Below are 17,144 nucleotides of genomic sequence, written 5' to 3'. Positions count from 1 at the left end.
CGGCGGGGTTTCTGACTGGAAAGGTGCCCTCACATGCCACAGCTTCAGTTCCCCGACGGATTCCTCTGGGGGACGGCGACCGCCTCCTATCAGGTCGAAGGCGCCACCGACGAGGACGGCCGCGGCCCGTCGATCTGGGACACCTTCTCGGCGACCCCCGGCAAGGTCTGGCGCGGACAGACCGGCCGCGTGGCCTGCGACCACTACCACCGCCTCGACGAGGACGTCGAGCTGATGAAGTCCCTGGGCGTCCAGACCTACCGCTTCTCGATCGCGTGGCCGCGCATCCAGCCCGACGGCTCCGGCCCGGCCAACCCGGCCGGCCTCGACTTCTACGACCGGCTGGTCGACCGGCTCACCGCCGCCGGCATCAAGCCGATGCCGACCCTCTACCACTGGGACCTGCCCCAGACCCTGGAGGACGCCGGAGGCTGGCCCGAGCGGGAGACGGCCGAGCGCTTCGGCGAGTACGCCGCGATCGTGGGCGCCCGCCTGGCCGACCGGGTCGACACCTGGTGGACCCTCAACGAGCCGTGGTGCGCGGCGTACCTGGGCTACGGCAACGGCCACCACGCCCCGGGCCGGACCGACCCGACCGCCGCCCTGACCGCCGCCCACCACCTGCTGCTGGGCCACGGTCTGGCCGTGCAGGCGCTGCGCTCGGCCGGGGCCGGTCAGGTCTCGATCGTGCTCAATCCGACCCAGTTCCGCGGCGACGAAGCGGCCGTGCGCAAGGGCGACGCGGTCGCCAATCGGATCTTCTTCGAACCGCTGTTCAAGGGTGCCTACCCCGAGGACCTGCTGGGGCTCACCGCGCGCCACACCGACTGGTCCTTCGTCCAGGACGGCGACCTGGAGCAGATCAATCAGCCGCTGGACCTGCTGGGCGTCAACTACTACAACCCCACCTGGGTGCGAGACGCCCCCGGCGCGGAGGAGTCGCCGGTGGCACCCGGGGTGACCGACGTCGAAGTCTGGACGCCCGAGGAACTGCCGGTCACCGACATGGGGTGGCCGGTCGAAGCGACCGGCCTGACCGACCTCCTAGTGCGCCTCCACAAGGACTACAACGTGCCGCTGATGGTCACCGAGAACGGCGCGGCCTATCCGACCGGCCCGGACGCCGAGGGCAATGTCGAGGACACCGAGCGGATCGACTACCTGCGCTCGCACATCGCGGCGGTCCACGACGCGATCGAGGCTGGTGTCGACGTGCGCGGCTACACCGCCTGGTCCCTGATGGACAACTTCGAGTGGGCCTTCGGCTACGACAAGCGCTTCGGCCTGGTGCACGTGGACTACACCACCCAGAAGCGCACCCCCAAGGCCAGCGCCCGGTTCTACGCGGACGTCATCGCCGCGGGCGGCCTCGACCGCTAATCGAGCGCACTCCGGATCGCGGCGACGACCCGCCCCGGGTCCTCGGCGCGCATGACCGCGCCCTGCACCGCGACTCCCGCCGCGCCCGCCTCCCGCGCGGCGAGGGCGCGGTCGGGGCCGGTCACGCCGCCGAGGGCGTACACCGCGACCGGTGTCGACGCCGCGCGGTCGGCCAAGCCTCCCAGGCCGACCGCCGGTCCGTAGCCGGGTTTGGAGGCGGTGGTCCACACCGGTGAGTAGGTGACGTAGTCCAGGTCCGGGTCGATCGGCTCTCCGGCGTGGACCGAGCGTCCCAGCAGCTCCGGGCGCGGCCGGGGCACCGGGCGGCGGGCCGACAGGTGCGCGGCCGGCACCGGCTCCGGCGGGTCGGCCACGATGAGCGTGCCGCCGCCGGAGGCGAGGAGCGGGCCGAGCTCCTCGGCGAGGCGTCGCCTTTCGACCCATTCGAGCTCTTTGTCGCGCAGTATCAGAGCGAAGGGGCCGCCGTCAAGGGCTCTCCGCACCTGTTCGACAAGGCCCGTGGGGCAGGCCGCTACGTCGGATATCACGATGAGTCGGTGTTGCGGGGCGGCCATGTGGGGCGAGCCTTTCTGATTTGCCGGGTACCTCCCTTACCACACTGGTCTACCGTTCTAACACTTCCATATCGGTTGACGTCCCAAACTTGCGTAATTCACAACACAGGTGAAAGACTGCTGTGGATGAATACCGGCGATCAAATCAACGTCTTGCGTACCGAGGGGGAGCGGATCGCCATCGCGGGAGGAGAACTCGCACTCAACGCCGCTGTGCCGACTTGCCCCGGTTGGACCGTCAAGGACCTGCTGACCCACATGGGCACCGTCCATCGCTGGGCGCACGCCATCGTGGGCGGAGCGCTGCGGCAGGACCCGCGGCAGCGGGAGTTCCACCAGATCGTGGGGCCGATGCCGCTCGACGAACTCCTGGTCGACTGGGTGCGGGTGGGGCTCAACCGCCTGGCCGAGACGCTCGAGGCGGCCCCAGACGACCTCCAGTGCTGGCAGGTCTTCCCCAGCGACTCCTCCAAGCGGTTCTGGGCGCGGCGGCAGGCCCACGAGACCACGATCCACCGCGTCGACGCCGAGCAGGCCCGCGGCGACGAGATCTCCCCCATCAACCGCGACTTCGCCGCCGACGGGATCGACGAGCTGCTGCTGGGATTCCACGGGAGGCCCTCCAGCCGGGTCCGGGCGCTGCGGCCCTCGGTGCTGCACGTCCATGCGATCGATCTGCCGCCGGGCCACGGCGACTGGTACATCCATCCGACCGACACGGGACCACTGGTGACCTTCAACGAGGTCGAGTCGCCCCACTGCACGATCGAAGGTCCCGTGGAGCTGCTCTACCTGGCCCTGTGGAACCGGCTTCCCTTCGACGACCTCACGGTGAGCGGCGACCCGGCACTGCTGCAACTGTGGCGGAACTACTCGGCGGTCCGCTGGGTGGACCCGGTCGACGTTCAGTGACTAGAGCGCTACAGCATGCAATGCGACATAAATAGGCATAAGCGGTGATATTCTGCCCAGCGAAACTCCGGCCGGGTCGGTGTCACGGACGGAGCCGGTCGGGCCCGTAAGCTCTCACGGGTGAACCGAGAGCGACTCGCACCGAACGACGCAGTACCCCGCGCGGCCCTGTGGATCCTCGTCCCGGCCGCGATCGCCACGATAATCGGGCTCGCGCTGATGTGGCCCTACGACCTGCAGCAGGCCGACGGCGAAGGCTACGGCACCGAGGTCACCGGCCGCGTCATCGCCGTCAGCGAGACCGAATGCGACCCGGCGCAGGCCGAGCTGTCCGAGCAGCTCCAGGCCACCCGCTGCGGGGACGTCGTGGTCAGCCTGGACAGCGGCCCCGACTCCGGCGCGGAGATCATCGTCGACATCCCCTCCGGACCGGGCGCGGCCGACCCCGAGGCCGGCCAGGAGGTAGTGCTCATCTACACGCCCGACTCGGTGAGCGGCCAGAACTACCACATCATCGACCACGAGCGCTCGAACGCGCTGTGGGCGCTGATGATCGCCTTCGCCCTGGCCGTGATCGCCTTCGGGCGCTGGAAGGGCGTCCGCTCGCTGCTGAGCCTGGCGGTCACGTTCGCGGTGCTGCTGCTGTTCATCGTTCCGGCCATCCTGGACGGCTCCTCGCCGCTGCTGGTGGCGATCGTGGGAGCGGCGGCGATCATGCTGGTCTCGCTGTACCTCTCGCACGGATGGAACCGGACCACGACCGTGGCGGTGCTCGGGACGCTCGCGGCGCTGGTGCTGACCGGGCTGCTGGCCGGGGCCGCGGTCGACCTGGCCTTCCTGTCCGGCGTGCTCGACGAGGAGACCTCCTCGCTGGCCTACCAGTTCCCGATCGACATGTCTGGCCTGCTGCTGGCAGGGATCCTGATCGGCGCGCTCGGCGTGATCGACGACGTGACCGTCTCGCAGGCCGCGACGGTCGACGAGGTCGCCAAGGCCAACCCGAAATGGGGCCGGTCCCACCTGTTCAAGTCCGGCATGCGGGTGGGCCGCGACCACCTGACCAGCGTGATCAACACGCTGGTGCTGGCCTACGCGGGCGCCTCGCTGCCGCTGCTGGTGCTCATCGTGGCCGCCGGCAGGCCGCTGGGACAGATCCTGACCAGCCAGACGATCGCCACTGAGATCGCCCGCTCGATCGTCGGCACCATCGGCCTGATAGCCGCGGTCCCGATCACGACCTGGCTGGCGGCGACCCTGGCCCGGCGTGAGGCGAAGCCCGCCAAGGAGAAGAAGCCCAAGGAGAGCAAGCGCCCACGGCCGAGGCCGCCGGAGGCCGAGGGCGGGACCTGGGACGACACGGACTTGCCGTTCCCTCCCTCCCACCTGCGCTAATCCGCGCTCGGCGGAACTCATGAGCTTCCGGGACGCCTGGTGGAGGGCCTGGAGGACTGCCATGACCGCCGGGCGGCCGGTGGAGGCCGGGCGGTGGACGGCGTAGACGTCCCTGCCGGGGGCCTTCTCGGTCAGGGTCCGCACGGCGAGGTCGCTGCGGGAGGCGGTGGCCATCCGCGGCGCGACGGTGACACCGAATCCCTTGGCCACCAGGGACATGATGGTCTCCAGGCCGCCGAACTCGCTGACGGTCGCGCTGACGCCCTCGGTGCGCCAGAGCCGGTCGAGGGCCAGGCGGCTCGGCTCGCCCTCCGGAGAGGCGATCCAGGGCTCGTCGGCCAGGTCGTGGACCGAGACCTCGTCCCGGTCGGCCAGCCGGTGGCGGGCGGGCAGGACCACCACCAGCGGGTCGGCGACCAGGTGGTGGTAGGTCAGGGGCCCGTCGGCACCGGTGCGCGGCAGGCCCGTCCAGTCGTCGGCCAGGGCCAGGTCGATCTTGCCGCCGCGGACCTCGGCCAGGGAGTCGGCGGCGCTGCGCTGCTGGCGCAGCACCATCGTCAGCTCCGGGTAGCGGCGCAGGCGTCGCACGAGCGGCCCGGCCAGGGCCACGGCCACGGTCGGGAAGGCGGTGGCGACGACCCGGCCGCGCGGCTCGTCGGCGTGGTCGATCAGGTCGGTCTCGGCGGCCTCGATGGCGTCGAGGATGCGGGAGGTGTGCTCGACCAGGCGACGCCCGGCGTCGGTCAGCTGGGCCGAGCGGGCGGTCCGCTCGAGCAGGTCCACACCGGTCTCGTTCTCAAGCGCCGCAAGCTGTTGGGAGACGGCAGAGGCCGTCTGCCCAGTGGCGACGGCAGTGGCCGCTATCGATCCCTGGGCGGCGAACTCGTAGAGCAGCCGCAGGCGGCGCACATCAAGCATAAGGAAATCTTACCCTCTGCGAAAGCTAGGAATACTTGCATTGATGCTCTGGCGGAACCAGGCTGGTTCCAGACACACCGTCCGAGAAGGAGCACCCGTGAGCGTCTCAGCCACCCTCGCCGCCAGCGAGACCATCGCCGCCCGCCGCGCCGCCGGAGAGGAGGTGCTCGCGCTCGCCTTCGGGGAGGCCGGAATCCCGGTGCACCCGCGGCTCGCGCAGCGACTGGCTCAGGCCGCCGCGAAGACCTCCTACGGCCCGGTGTCCGGCATCCGCCCGGCCCGCGAGGCCGTCGCCGGATACTGGACCCGCCGCGAACTGCCCACAGCCGAACACCAGGTGCTGCTCGGCCCCGGATCCAAACCGCTGCTGTTCGCCGTCCTCCGCGCGGTAGGCGGCGACGCGGTCGTCCCCAGCCCGGCCTGGGTGTCCTACGCGGCCCAGGCGGAACTGATCGGACGCACGCCCCTGCGCGTGAGCACCCCGTCCGGTCAGGGCGGCGTCCCCGAGGCCGACCGGCTGCGCCGGACGGTCACCGACGCCCGCCGGGCCGGGCTCGACCCGAGGATCGTCGTCGCCACGCTGCCGGACAACCCGACCGGCCGCCTCGCCTCCGAGGCCGCCGTCAAGGGCCTGTGCGAGGCCGCACGCGAGCTCGACCTGGTCATCCTGGCCGACGAGATCTACCGCGACCTGGTCTTCGAGGACGGGGCCTTCCCCTCCCCCGCCGCCTGGGCTCCCGAGCGGACCGTCACGACCACGGCCCTGAGCAAGAACTACGCCCTCGGCGGCTGGCGCATCGGAGCCGCGCGGTTCCCCGACGGCGGCGAAGGCGCCGAGCTGCGCGAGCGGGTCCGCGGGATCGCCTCGGAACTGTGGTCGTCCACGCCGATGCCGATGCAGCACGCCGCCGCCTACGCCTGGTCGGACCCCGAGGAGCTGACCGAGCGCCTGACCGCCTCGCGGCGCCTCCACGGCTCGGTGGCCCGGGCCGTGGCCGGGATCTTCCGCTCCGTCGGCTGCGAGGTCGGCGAACCGCAGGGCGGCTTCTACGTCTGGCCCGACTTCGGGCCGCTCGCCCCGGTCCTCCGCGAGCGCTGGAACATCGAGTCCAGCCAGGACCTGGCCGCGGTGCTGCTCGACGAGTTCGGCGTCGGGGTCCTGCCCGGTTCCGCGTTCGGCGACGCTTGCGAGCCGAACCGGAAGCGCAGTGGGGACGAGGACGGCCTGCGGTTGCGCGTGGCGGTCCCGGGAGTCTACGGCTCGACCGAGTCCGAGCGCCTGGCCGCGCTCATGTCCGACGACCCGGTCGCCACGCCGTGGATCGCCGACGCCTTGGAGTCCTTGGGCGGCAAGCTGTCGGCGCTCACCGGAACGCGTCGACCGTGACGATCGCGGCGTAGACGACGGCGGCGACCACCACCAGGAAGCCCACCAGGAACACCGCTCCGACGAACCGCTGGATCTCCAGTTCGTGCCCGTCGCGGACCGGGCCGAGCCAGCGCCCGTAGCGCCAGTGGTCCCTGCCGCCGCCGACTCCGTTCAAGTCCTCCAAGAGGAACCAGAGCTCTTCCATGGTCTCGGCACGCCGAGCCAGCTGCCGACGCAGCCGGTACTCACGTCGATCGATCAATCCGCGGCGCCTGGCCACCACCAGCCGGTTGAGCGCGATCCGCTTGGCGGCCCTGGAGGCCCGTGATGCATTGGGGTCCATGACACCCTCCCCACCTGCTGTCCATCCATGATGACAGCTCCGCGGGGAGGATGCACACTCCGGATCGGGTCAGTCGAGCAGGGCGGAGATCTCCCCCGCCAGCTCGGTGTCCTTTGCGGACACCTTATTGCCGGCCGAATGGGTGGTCGTGGCCACCGTCAGCCGGTTGTATCGGATGGTCAGGTCGGCGTGGTGGTTCTTCCGCTCCTGGACCCAGCCGACGGCGCCGACGGCGGCCAGCGCCGCCAGATGGCCGTCGAAGGTCCAGGTCCGGGTGAGCCGGTCGCCTTCGTGGGCCCAGCCCGACAGCTCGGACAGGGCCAGTTCGATCTCTGCTTCGGTCAATGGTCGGTCGCTCATACCGCCGATTGTGTCAGTTCTGCTCGACCAGCGAGACGGCTCCCGTGTCAAGGTCGTAGACCGCGCCGACGACCAGGACGCCCTCCAGGGACGAGCGGCGGTCGAGGTCGGCGACCGTTCGCCGCACCTGGAGGCGCATGGCGTGCGAGGCCGCGTCCGGCTCGGACTCGATCTCGGACAGGGCCTGGGAGGCCGGCTGCCACAGCTGCTCGACCAGGTAGTCCGAGCGCGGGTCGTGGGTGTCGGACTCGACGGCGCTCAGGGCCGCGCCGATCGCCCCGCACCGCTCGTGGCCGAGGACGACGACCAGGCTGATGCCCAGTTCGGCGGCGGCGAACTCGAGCGAGCCGACCGCGGCCCGGTCGGGCACGTGCCCGGCGGTGCGGACCACGAGCAGCTGCCCGAAGTCGCAGTCGAAGACGCTCTCGGCGGTCACCCGGGAGTCGATGCAGGTGAACACGGCGGCGCTGGGATGCTGGTTCGGCGCGGCCTCGCGCGCGGCGGTGATGTCTCGCTTGAAGCGCGGCTCCCCGGCGACGAATCGGCCGTTGCCTTCCAGGAGGCCGACCAGCGTCGCGGAGGCCCGGTGGTTCTCGATGAGCGAAGCTGCGGTCAATTCTGGCACCCCTGAATAGTGCCCAAAGCTCGCGGCCGCCGCAAGTCGGCCCGCGCAGTGAGACCGACGTTTTACAAACCCGTCTTTACCGAACCGTTATGCGTTAGTCCTTGATCAGGATCTTGTGATCTTGTTCCGAGACACTACGATTGCAGAACCACACCTGCTTCTCTCCGACCCGCTGACCTGGAGGAACCTTGCGCACCTACGGCGACGGCTGTCCCGCGGCCCACGCCCTCGACCTCATCGGCGAGCGATGGTCGCTCCTGATCGTCCGCGAGCTCGTGCTCGGCCCCAAACGCTTCACCGACCTGCGCGGCGGCCTGGGAGGGGCCAGCGCCAACGTCATCTCGCAGCGGCTGCGCGACCTGGAGGCCAACGGCGTGGTCACCAAGCGCACCCTCCCGCCGCCGGCCGCCTCCAAGGTCTACGAGCTGACCGAATGGGGCCGCGAACTCGAGCCGCTCATCGTCCGCCTCATCCGCTGGGGCGCCCGCTCGGCCGACATGCCGCTGGACGCCCCGATCGGCACCGACGCGCTCATCCTGGCCCTGCGCGGCCTGTTCATCCCCGCGGCCGCGCAGGGCTTCGACGCGGCCTTCGAGCTGTGGGTCGGCGACCGGCCGTTCGTGGCCGAGCTCCTCGACTCCCAGCTCCTGCTCGCCCCCGGCAGGCCCGAGCACCCGCACGCGGTGATCCGCACCGACGCCGAGACGCTCAAGCGGCTGACCCTCGGCGGGCGCAGCCTGGACGTCTCCCTGCACGCCGGGCGCATCACCGTCCAGGGCGACCAGGCCATGGCCGAGCGGTTCCTCGGCATGTTCCGCCTCCCCGAACCGGCCGCGTCCTCCCGGCTGGAGGAGGTTTAGTAAAAGCGGTCCAGATCGTCGGCCGGGGCCTTGGGCTTGGGGCGGCGGATGCGCGAGCGGCCCCCGACCGCGGCCTGGCGGGCCTTGCGGTCGGTCACCAGCAGGTGCCCGGGGGCGTTGGTGATCGCGAACGGGATGCGCGCGGCCGCCACCGCCTCCTGGAGCGTCACCGCCGAGGCCCAGAACACCGGGACGTCCTCGGGGCCGAACTCGACCGGCTCGCCGAAGTCGGGGCGGGTCAGATCGGAGATGCCCAGGTGGGACGGGGCCCCGGCCCAGATCGGCATGCCGTGCGAATCGGGCAGGGTCGAGGTGACCATCGCCGCGCGCGGCACCAGCGGGGCCGGGATCGGACGCATCGACACCACCAGCCTCGAGCGGAACCTGCCGGCCTTCATGCACTGCATGCCGGTGTAGTACAGCGGCGTGATCCTGCCCTGCTCCAGGGCCCGGATCGGGATGCCGTTGCGCCGCAGCAGCCCGTCGGAGGTGTAGGCGGCCCCGACCAGGAACGTCACCAGGTCCTCGCCCCACAGGGACGAGACGTCCTGGCGCCAGTCCACCACCGTGCCGCTCCGCCACACCAGGTAGGCGGGGAGGTCGCGGCGGAGGTCGGCGCCCTCGGCGAGCGAGGTGGTGAACCGGCCCGGCCCGATGATGTCGAGCAGCGGGCACGCCCGCAGATTGCGGACCGCGAAGCGGCGCAGGGCCACCGCGTGGCGGCGGGGCACGGAGATCATCCCGGTCTGCACGAACCCGGGAGCCCAGCCGCCGGTCGAGGCGACCAGACCCTCACGGAACCTGGCTCGGGCATCGGCGGGAAGAAGCCCCGCGTCGGGGCGCTGTGTGGAGATCATGACTTCCTCCTCGATGACTCGATGCCACGAGCATGAGGGCGGTCACTCCAAAGCGTTCATGACTTTTTCACGAGTCCGTCGTCGAGGTCCGAAGCGGCAGTTCGCCGTTGATCTTCGATTGCACATAGACTGGACGTCCGCTCCCGCACAACCCGCGTGCCTACGCCCGAAACGCCCCGACCACGGCGCCGGTACGCCCGCCGCCCCGGAGGTCGCCATGGAGTTCGGCATCCTCGGACCGCTCCGACTGACCCGCGAGGGCATGCCAGTGGCCGTTCCCGGCCGCGTGCTGCCCCGCCTGCTGGCGGTGCTGCTGCTCGAGGCCGAGCACGTGGTGCCCCGGCACCGGCTCATCGACGCGGTGTGGCAGGACTCCCCGCCCGAGACCGCCGTCCGCCAGATCTTCAACACCGTCTCGACCGCCCGCGGGCTGCTGTTCGACGCCGACACCGCCGAGATCGAGAAGGTCGGCGAGGGCTACCGGCTCACCGCCCGACCCGAGCAGATCGACGCGCTGCACTTCCAGTCGCTGCTGCGCCTGGCCCGCGAACAGGTCGCCGCCTCCGAACCCCAGGCGGCCCTGACCAGCCTGCGCGAGGCGATGGACCTGTGGCGGGGCCCGGCCCTGGCCGGGATGACCGGCGCGATCATCGAATCGGGGGCCCGCCGCTTGGACGAGGAACGCGAGGCCGCCTGCGAGTACCGGGCCGAGATCGTCCTCACCCTCGGCGCGGACGAGCCGGTCATCGCCGACCTCCAGCGGATCCTCGCCGCACACCCCGACCGGCAGCGCACCGCCGAGCTGCTGATGACCGCGCTCCACCGCGCCGACCGCGTCCCCGAGGCCCTGGAGGTCTACCAGGGCGTCCGCAACCGGCTGCGCGAGGAGCTCGGCATCGACCCCGGGCAGCGGCTGCGGGAGTTGCACACCGCGATCCTGCGCGACGACCCCTCCCTCGGCCCGCCAAAACCGCCACCGCCGCCGGCCCCGCCGGCCGAATCCCTGCCGCCCCCGGCCCAACTCCCCGCCGACAACGTCCACTTCACCGGCAGAACCACCGAAATGGCCACCCTCGACCGGCTCCTGGAGCCCGGGCCCTCGACCGCGGTCCTGTCCGGCATGGGCGGGGCCGGCAAGAGCGCCCTGGCCCTGCGCTGGTCCCACCGCAGCCGCGAGCGCTTCCCCGACGGGCAGCTCTACGTCAACCTCCGAGGCTTCGACTGGGCCCCGCCCCTGACGCCCCTGGACGCCCTCGCCGGGTTCCTGCGGGCCCTGCGCGTCCCGGCCGGGGCGATCCCCTCCGACGTCGACGAGGCCGCCGCGCTCCTGCGCAGCCGCCTTGCCGACACGCGCACGCTGCTGCTGATCGACAACGCCCGCGACTCCGCCCAGGTGAGGCCGCTGCTTCCGGCCACCGACGGGTGCGCGGCGATCGTCACCAGCCGCAACCGGCTGGCCGACCTGGCCGCCGTCCACGACGTCCTCCAGATCGGCGTCAGCTCCATGGCCGCGGCCGAATCGCTGCGCCTGCTGTCGAGCATGCTCGGCCCCGAGCGCCTGGCGGCCGAACCGGAGGCGGCCGACCGGCTGGCCGAGCTGTGCGCCGGACTGCCGCTGGCGCTGCGGATCGTCGGCACCAACCTGGCCTCCAGGCCCGAGGCGACCCTGGCCGAGACCGCCGCGTCCCTGTCCGACCGCGACCGGCTCTCCCGACTCGCCGTCGAGGGCGACCCGACCACCACCGTCGCCGCCGCCTTCGACCTGTCCCTCCAGACCATGCGGCCCGAGGAGGAGCTGCTCTACCTCAACCTCGCGCTGCTGCCGGGCGCCGACTTCGGCAAGGACCTGGCCGTGGCCCTGGCCACCTGGGAGCCCGGGGCCGCCGAGAGCATCCTGGCCCGCCTGACCGCCGCCCACCGCATCGAGCAGTACCGGCCCGGCCGCTACCGCTTCCACGACCTGGTCGGCGAGTACGCCCGCCGCAAGGCCGAGGACGCCTTCGACGAGACCGCGCTCCAAAGGCTGCGCGAACAGGTCGTCGACTGGTACGCCACCGCCTACCCCGGGTCGCTGCCGGTCGGCGAGTACCGCAACATCGTCGCGACGTTCCTGGAGTGGAACGGCCACCCCACCGTCTCGCGGCTGCTGACCCGGCTCAAGGACTTCGCCGCCGCCGGATACCGCGACGCGCCGGCCGAGAAGGTCTACGAACTCCCGCAGCTGCTCCAGGTGGCCGAGGCCGGCATCGAGACCGGCCGGGACTCGCCCGACCCGATGGACGCCGTCCGCGCCTACGCCCTGGCCGACGCCGTCGCCTACGCCGGAGGCGACCTCGACACGTCCATGCGGCACTCGTACAAGCGGTTGGAGTTCCTGCGCCGCACCGCGGGCGGCGACGCCACCGGCATCGCCCGAAGCGACCTGGCCACGACGCTGACCATGCTCGGCCGCTACCGGGAGGCCGTCTCGCTGCTGCGCGAGGCCGTGCGCGCCGCCGAGCGGTCCGGGCTGGCCTACGTCCAGGTCGAGGTGCTGACCAGTCTGGGCTCGGTGCTGCGCCGCATGGGCATCTTCGGCGAGGCCGAGACGCTGCTGCTGCGCGCCAAGGAGATCGACGCCGCCGCCAAGGGCGGGCCGACCTCGGTGTACCCGCTGCTGACGCTGTCGGAGCTCTACATCGACACCGGCCGCGTCACCCACGCCGAGGAGATGTGCCGGCTCCTGGCCCGGATGCTCCGCGGCAACCCCTCCAAGTACCACCGCGCCCGCCTGTACTTCCGGCAGGCCGCCGTCCACCGCGCCGACGACGAGTACGGTCGCGCCGAGGCGGCCCTGACCCGCGGACTCGAACTGGTCGAGGAGACCAACTCGTGGCGCCACCAGCTGGTCTACACCTACCAGCTGGCCGAGCTCCACGTCGCCACCGGCGCCGTCGACCGGGCCCGCGAGGCCCTGGACCGCGTCGAAGGCTTCGACCGCTACCAGACCAGCGAGACCCTCGCCGTCCGCGCCCAGGTCATGTGCAGGCTCTACACCCGCACCGGCGAGGCGGCCCAGGCGGTCAAGCAAGGGCGCCAGGCCGCCGACGTGTTCGCGGCCATGCCCGACCCGCTGCGGCAGGCCCGCAGCCTGCGTGCGCTGGCCGCCGCCTACGTCGCCGGCGGGGACACCGGGGCCGCCGAGCGCTGCCGCGCCGAGGCCGAGGAGCTGTACTCGCGTCTCGGCCTCGACCCTCCGCGGGAGGAACCCGCATCGTCTTCAGTCGGTCGACCGATGCCGCGCCAGTCACCGCGGCCGTAGCTTGATTCCTGCGGCCGGGCCGATCCACGGCCCGGCGAGCGCCGACGACCGGCATTGGAAAAGAGGAACCGACATGCGCGCCATCCGACACCACGAGTTCGGCGGACCCGAAGTGCTCCGCCTGGAGGAGGTGCCCGATCCGGAGCCGGGGCCGGGCGCGGTGCGCATCGCCGTGCGCGCCGCAGGGGTCCACCTGCTGGACACGAAGTTCCGGTCCGGCCATCGCGAGGGGATGCCGTACGCTCTGCCGGAGCTGCCGATGATTCCCGGGCGCGAGGTCGCCGGGGTCGTGGACGCGGTCGGCGAGGGCGTCGAGGAGTCCTGGATCGGCGTCCGCGCGGTCGCGCACCTGGGCTTCGCCTCCGGCGGCTACGCCGAGAAGGCCGTCCGCGAGGTCGAGTCGGTGCACGCCCTGCCCGACGCGGTCGGCTTCGAAGAGGCCGTGGCCATGATCGGCACCGGCCGGACCACGCTCATGGTCCTGGAGGCGGGCCCGCCCGGGGCCGACGACGTCGTGATCGTCCCGGCCGCCGCCGGCGGGATCGGGACGCTCCTGGTGCAGGCCGCCAAGCGGGCCGGGGCCTTCGTGGTCGGCCTGGCCGGAGGCGGGGCGAAGGCCGCGCAAGTCGCCGCGAACGGCGCGGACGCGGCCGTCGACTACCGCTCCGAGGACTGGACCGAGCGCCTCGACGCCGCCCTAGGCGGTCGCGAGGCCACGCTGCTGTACGACTCGGTCGGCGGCGCGGTCGGCCGGGCCGCGTTCGAGCGGCTCGGCTTCGGCGGCCGCATGGTCGTGTTCGGCTGGTCCTCCGGCGGCGCCACCGAACTGACCCTTGAGGACATCGTCGAGCGGGGACTGACCGTGACCTCGGCGCTGGGGCCGAAACTGGTGGCGAGGCTGGGCGGCCTGCGCGCGCTCGAGGAGCGCTCGCTGGCCGAGCTGTCCGCCGGGAACCTGATCCCGGCGGTCCACCCGTTCGCGCTGGCCGAGGCCGCCCGGGCCCACCGCGCTCTGGAGGAGCGCGGCACGGCCGGGAAGGTCGTCCTGATTCCGACCGCGTGACCCCCTAACTGGCCTTGACCCATTCGCGGATCGTGCGGGCCGGGGTCTCGGCGTGGGCGCGGGCCAGCGCGAACGCCAGGACCAGGCCCGCGATCGACAAGCCGACGCCGACCAGGATCGGCGAGGTCAGGCCGAAGCCGGCGCCGACGGCGAGCCCGCCCAGCCACGCGCCGTTGGCGTTGGCGAGGTTGAACGCCGAGTGGTGCAGCGCCGAGGCCAGCGACGGGGCCCGGCCGGCGCCGTCGAGCAGCAGCCGCTGGAGGATCGGCGAGACGATCGAGGCCGAGGCGGCCATGAGGAACACGCCGCCGACGGCCATGACCGGGTTCGCGACGGTGAAGAACATCATGACCAGCACCGCGGCGACCGCGACGAGGGCCCCGAACAGGCCCGGCAGCGGGAACCGGTCGGCGACCTGGCCGCCGACCACGTTTCCGCAGGTCAGGCCGATGCCGAACACGGCGAGGGTGACCGCTACGGCCACCGCCGGCATGCCGGTGACCTCGGACAGGAGCGGTTCGAGGTAGGTGTAGCAGGCGAACATGCCGCCGAAGCCGATCGCGCCGGTCACCAGGGTGAGGATCACGCGGCGGTTGCCCAGCGCCCGGACCTCGTCGATCGGGCGGGTCTGGGCGATGGCGCCCTTGGTGTCGGGGACGGTCACGGCGATCGCGACCATCGCGGCCACGCCGATGGCGGCGATGCCCACGAAGATCCACCGCCAGCTCAGCTGGCTGGCGACCACGGTGCCGATCGGGACGCCGACGATGGTGGCGACGGTCAGGCCGGACATGATCGCCGAGATCGCTCGGGCTCGCCGGTCGTAGGGGACGAGGCTCGCCCCGACCACGGCGGCGGCCCCGAAGAACGCGCCGTGCGGCAGCCCGGCGACGAAGCGGGCCCCGAGCAGGGACGCGAAGTCGGGGGCGGCGGCGGTGGCGAGGTTGGCCGCGGCGAAGCAGGCCATGAGGGCGATCAGGAGGCGTTTGCGGGCCACCTTCGTGGTGGCGACGGTCAGCAGCGGCGCGCCGATGACGACGCCGAGGGCGTAGGCGGTCACCAGCAGACCGGCCTGGGCCAGCGAGACGCCGGTCGAGTCGGCGATGTCGCTGAGGGTGCCCATGACCACGAATTCGGTGGTGCCGATTCCGAACGCGCCGACGGACAGGGCGAACAGAGGCATGCGCATAGAGCGGCTCCGATGAAGGACGTCGGGAGGGTCGGGGAGGTGAATGAGAAGCTGTCACCGGCCGCCACTCTGCCCATCCGGTCGCCGCGCGGCGCCCCCGAGCGCGCCGCCACGTCAAGCCTAAGAGCGCATCGCCTCGCCGGGGAGTCCACCGGATGAACTTCATTGGTGATATCAATCGCGTGCTAGTTGCGAACGCCGACTGCGCGGTCGGCGAGCTCCGCGAACGCGGCCGCGGTGGCCGAACCCGGTTCGGCGACATAGGCGATCAGCCGCAGTTCGGTCCCGGGCACGTCCAGGACCTGGCAGTCCAGCTCGACCGGGCCGATCACCGGATGCACCACTCGCTTGGTCCGCACTCGCCGCACCCGCACCTCGTGGTCGGACCACATCGCCCCGAACTCCGGGCTGGCCCGCAGCAGTTCGTCGACCAGCGCCCGCAGTTCGGTGTCGTTGGGATTGCGAGCCAAGCTCGCACGCACATCCGCCACGCAGTCGCGCAGGAAAGCCGCATGCTCGGGATCGGACAGATGCTCGGCGGCACCGGGGCTGGTGAAACTCGTTCGCAGGATGTTGCGCTCGGAGGGCGCGCTTTCCTCCAGGCGCACCATGAACTCGGCGCACACTCGGTTCCATGCCAGCATGTCGTAGGCCGCGTTCACCACGTACGCCGGGAAATCATGCAGGTTCTCCAGCAGGTTCCGCACCGTCCGCGGTACCTCGCGGGACGGCGGCGAGGGTTCCGGCGACTGCCCCGCCAGGTGGAACAGGTGCGAGCGCTGGTCGCGGTCGAGCATGAGGGCCCGGGCCAGCGCGCCGAGCACCTGGCCCGACGGCTTGGGGCCGCGGGCCTGCTCAAGGCGGATGAGGTACTCGACCGACATCCCGGCCAACTGCGCGACCTCTTGGCGGCGCAACCCGGGAGTGCGGCGGCGCTGCCCGTCGGGGAGCCCGACGTCGGCGGGCTGGAGCGCGGCCCGGCGCACCTTCAGGAAATCGGCGAGCTGCTTTCGGTCCATGCGCTCCAGTCTCCTCCGAACGTCGGCGTGTATCCAGGTACCGGCGGTACCACCACAGGCCGTCCTCTTTTCGCCCCCGCGAATCGGACGCAGGCTCGAGCCATGGAAGACAAGATCGCACTCATCACCGGCGCCAACAAGGGCATCGGATTCGAAATCGCCAAGGGTCTGGCCGAGCGCGGGGTAACCGTGCTGGCCGGGGCGCGCTCGGAGGAGCGCGGCCGGAAGGCCGCCGCCGAGATCGGGGTCGGGTTCCTCCAACTCGACGTGACCGAACCCGACTCGGTGGCCAACGCCGCCAGACAGGTCGCGGACCGCTACGGCCGCCTGGACATCCTGGTCAACAACGCCGGGATCGCGAAGGCCGACGGCAATTGGAACACCAGCGAGCTGACCCTGGCCACCGCCAGGAAGGTCTTCGAGGTCAACTTCTTCGGAGTGATCTCGGTGACCAACGCGTTCCTGCCGCTGGTCCACCGGGCCGAGTCCGGCCGGATCGTGAACGTCTCCAGCGAGCTGGGCTCGCTCGGCACCATCACGGACCCGAGCTTCCCGTTCGGAGACATCCAGCCGGGCGCCTACGGCGCCTCGAAGTCGGCGCTGAACCTGCTGACGGTCTCCTACGCCAAGGAACTGCGGGACACTCCGATCAAGATCAACGCGGTCACGCCGGGCTACACGGCCACCGACCTGAACGGCAACCAGGGGCACCGCACTCCCGCCGAGGGCGCACGATCGGCGATAGACGCGGCATTGATCGGCGACGACGGCCCGAACGGCGCGTTCCTGAGCGACGGCGAGATCGACTTCCTCGAAGGGGTGGTGGTCCCCTGGTAGAGCCCGAATCCCGGACGGTCGGTGGCCCGATAGCGGGCCACCGACCGTCCGGGATTCTCGTGGTCGCCGGTATCGGGCGGCCGTGGGCTCCCCGCTACCGGGCGGGGTGTCTCCACATCGGGTAGAGGGCCGGGCCCTCGTCTT

The 17,144-nt window shown here is 71.7% G+C and carries 15 protein-coding genes and 1 pseudogene; 8 read left to right on the top strand and 8 right to left on the bottom strand.

Features of this window, described 5'->3' with window-relative positions:
* Positions 1–33 precede the first annotated feature (33 nt).
* Positions 34–1,380 carry a GH1 family beta-glucosidase gene (locus JFB92_RS11405; protein WP_199038232.1) on the top strand — a complete coding sequence of 449 codons (1,347 nt, stop codon included), beginning with the start codon at positions 34–36 and terminating at the stop codon, positions 1,378–1,380.
* Here the strand turns inward: JFB92_RS11405 and JFB92_RS11400 are convergent.
* Positions 1,377–1,883, bottom strand: a complete 507-nt coding sequence (locus tag JFB92_RS11400) for a thiamine phosphate synthase (RefSeq protein WP_307789118.1) — start codon at positions 1,881–1,883, stop codon at positions 1,377–1,379. The genes JFB92_RS11405 and JFB92_RS11400 overlap by 4 nt on opposite strands.
* Positions 1,884–2,081: 198 nt before the next feature.
* Between JFB92_RS11400 and JFB92_RS11395 the strand changes: the two genes are divergently transcribed.
* Together JFB92_RS11395 and JFB92_RS11390 are read left to right on the top strand one after the other, a co-directional pair.
* Entirely contained in the window at positions 2,082–2,867 is a 786-nt protein-coding gene (locus JFB92_RS11395; protein WP_199038228.1) for a maleylpyruvate isomerase family mycothiol-dependent enzyme, read from the top strand.
* 120 nt (positions 2,868–2,987) lie between these two features.
* Positions 2,988–4,259 (top strand): YibE/F family protein, encoded by a 1,272-nt coding sequence (locus JFB92_RS11390; RefSeq protein WP_199038226.1) that lies wholly within the window; start codon positions 2,988–2,990, stop codon positions 4,257–4,259.
* 93 nt (positions 4,260–4,352) lie between these two features.
* Here the strand turns inward: JFB92_RS11390 and JFB92_RS26945 are convergent.
* Positions 4,353–5,177: pseudogene (locus JFB92_RS26945) on the bottom strand (LysR family transcriptional regulator); the annotation flags it as partial.
* A 97-nt stretch (positions 5,178–5,274) separates the two neighbouring features.
* Between JFB92_RS26945 and JFB92_RS11375 the strand changes: the two are divergent.
* Positions 5,275–6,564 carry a pyridoxal phosphate-dependent aminotransferase gene (locus JFB92_RS11375; RefSeq protein ID WP_199038222.1) on the top strand — a complete coding sequence of 430 codons (1,290 nt, stop codon included), beginning with the start codon at positions 5,275–5,277 and terminating at the stop codon, positions 6,562–6,564.
* Here the strand turns inward: JFB92_RS11375 and JFB92_RS11370 are convergent.
* The 3 genes from JFB92_RS11370 to JFB92_RS11360 form a co-directional block, all read right to left on the bottom strand.
* Entirely contained in the window at positions 6,542–6,889 is a 348-nt protein-coding gene (locus tag JFB92_RS11370; protein ID WP_199038220.1) for a hypothetical protein, read from the bottom strand. The two genes, JFB92_RS11375 and JFB92_RS11370, sit on opposite strands and share 23 nt — an antisense overlap.
* A 69-nt stretch (positions 6,890–6,958) precedes the next feature.
* Positions 6,959–7,249 (bottom strand): 4a-hydroxytetrahydrobiopterin dehydratase, encoded by a 291-nt coding sequence (locus tag JFB92_RS11365; protein WP_199038217.1) that lies wholly within the window; start codon positions 7,247–7,249, stop codon positions 6,959–6,961.
* Positions 7,250–7,262: 13 nt separating this feature from the next.
* A complete protein-coding gene (locus tag JFB92_RS11360) occupies positions 7,263–7,865 on the bottom strand; it encodes a carbonic anhydrase (protein WP_199038215.1) in 603 nt (200 codons plus the stop codon).
* A gap of 197 nt (positions 7,866–8,062) precedes the next feature.
* On the opposite strand from JFB92_RS11360, the gene JFB92_RS11355 reads away from it, so the two are divergent.
* Complete coding sequence (locus tag JFB92_RS11355) at positions 8,063–8,734, top strand: winged helix-turn-helix transcriptional regulator (RefSeq protein WP_199038213.1); 672 nt, start codon at positions 8,063–8,065, stop codon at positions 8,732–8,734.
* Here the strand turns inward: JFB92_RS11355 and JFB92_RS11350 are convergent.
* Positions 8,731–9,591, bottom strand: coding sequence for a D-glutamate cyclase family protein (locus JFB92_RS11350; protein WP_199038210.1), 861 nt, complete (start codon positions 9,589–9,591; stop codon positions 8,731–8,733). The two genes, JFB92_RS11355 and JFB92_RS11350, sit on opposite strands and share 4 nt — an antisense overlap.
* Before the next feature lie 217 nt (positions 9,592–9,808).
* On the opposite strand from JFB92_RS11350, the gene JFB92_RS11345 reads away from it, so the two are divergent.
* Together JFB92_RS11345 and JFB92_RS11340 are read left to right on the top strand one after the other, a co-directional pair.
* On the top strand, positions 9,809–12,892 hold the full coding sequence (locus tag JFB92_RS11345) for an AfsR/SARP family transcriptional regulator (protein WP_199038208.1): 3,084 nt from the start codon (positions 9,809–9,811) through the stop codon (positions 12,890–12,892).
* A 73-nt stretch (positions 12,893–12,965) separates the two neighbouring features.
* Entirely contained in the window at positions 12,966–13,955 is a 990-nt protein-coding gene (locus JFB92_RS11340) for a zinc-binding dehydrogenase (RefSeq protein ID WP_199038206.1), read from the top strand.
* Positions 13,956–13,959: 4 nt separating this feature from the next.
* Here the strand turns inward: JFB92_RS11340 and JFB92_RS11335 are convergent, their stop codons facing one another.
* Positions 13,960–15,144 carry an MFS transporter gene (locus JFB92_RS11335; RefSeq protein ID WP_199038204.1) on the bottom strand — a complete coding sequence of 395 codons (1,185 nt, stop codon included), beginning with the start codon at positions 15,142–15,144 and terminating at the stop codon, positions 13,960–13,962.
* Positions 15,145–15,329: 185 nt separating this feature from the next.
* Positions 15,330–16,163 carry a helix-turn-helix transcriptional regulator gene (locus JFB92_RS11330; RefSeq protein ID WP_199038202.1) on the bottom strand — a complete coding sequence of 278 codons (834 nt, stop codon included), beginning with the start codon at positions 16,161–16,163 and terminating at the stop codon, positions 15,330–15,332.
* Positions 16,164–16,265: 102 nt separating this feature from the next.
* Here JFB92_RS11330 and JFB92_RS11325 point away from each other — a divergent pair, with 102 nt between their 5' ends.
* Entirely contained in the window at positions 16,266–17,000 is a 735-nt protein-coding gene (locus tag JFB92_RS11325; RefSeq protein ID WP_199038200.1) for an SDR family oxidoreductase, read from the top strand.
* The last annotated feature ends 144 nt before the right edge of the window (positions 17,001–17,144 follow it).

The organism is Glycomyces salinus, assembly GCF_016428645.1.
GTDB classification, from domain to species: Bacteria; Actinomycetota; Actinomycetes; order Mycobacteriales; family Micromonosporaceae; genus Glycomyces; species Glycomyces salinus.
The sequence above is the reverse complement of the archived record's forward strand: the minus strand, read 5'-3'. Positions and strand labels throughout refer to the sequence as shown.

Bases quoted from the DNA above. Each gene is read 5' to 3' on its own strand.
- JFB92_RS11350 (WP_199038210.1), bottom strand. From the start codon at position 9,591: ATGATCTCCACACAGCGCCCCGACGCGGGGCTTCTTCCCGCCGATGCC.
- JFB92_RS11325 (WP_199038200.1), top strand. From the start codon at position 16,266: ATGGAAGACAAGATCGCACTCATCACCGGCGCCAACAAGGGCATCGGA.
- JFB92_RS11345 (WP_199038208.1), top strand. From the start codon at position 9,809: ATGGAGTTCGGCATCCTCGGACCGCTCCGACTGACCCGCGAGGGCATG.
- JFB92_RS11335 (WP_199038204.1), bottom strand. From the start codon at position 15,144: ATGCGCATGCCTCTGTTCGCCCTGTCCGTCGGCGCGTTCGGAATCGGC.
- JFB92_RS11405 (WP_199038232.1), top strand. From the start codon at position 34: ATGCCACAGCTTCAGTTCCCCGACGGATTCCTCTGGGGGACGGCGACC.
- JFB92_RS11340 (WP_199038206.1), top strand. From the start codon at position 12,966: ATGCGCGCCATCCGACACCACGAGTTCGGCGGACCCGAAGTGCTCCGC.
- JFB92_RS11395 (WP_199038228.1), top strand. From the start codon at position 2,082: ATGAATACCGGCGATCAAATCAACGTCTTGCGTACCGAGGGGGAGCGG.
- JFB92_RS11370 (WP_199038220.1), bottom strand. From the start codon at position 6,889: ATGGACCCCAATGCATCACGGGCCTCCAGGGCCGCCAAGCGGATCGCG.
- JFB92_RS11365 (WP_199038217.1), bottom strand. From the start codon at position 7,249: ATGAGCGACCGACCATTGACCGAAGCAGAGATCGAACTGGCCCTGTCC.
- JFB92_RS11330 (WP_199038202.1), bottom strand. From the start codon at position 16,163: ATGGACCGAAAGCAGCTCGCCGATTTCCTGAAGGTGCGCCGGGCCGCG.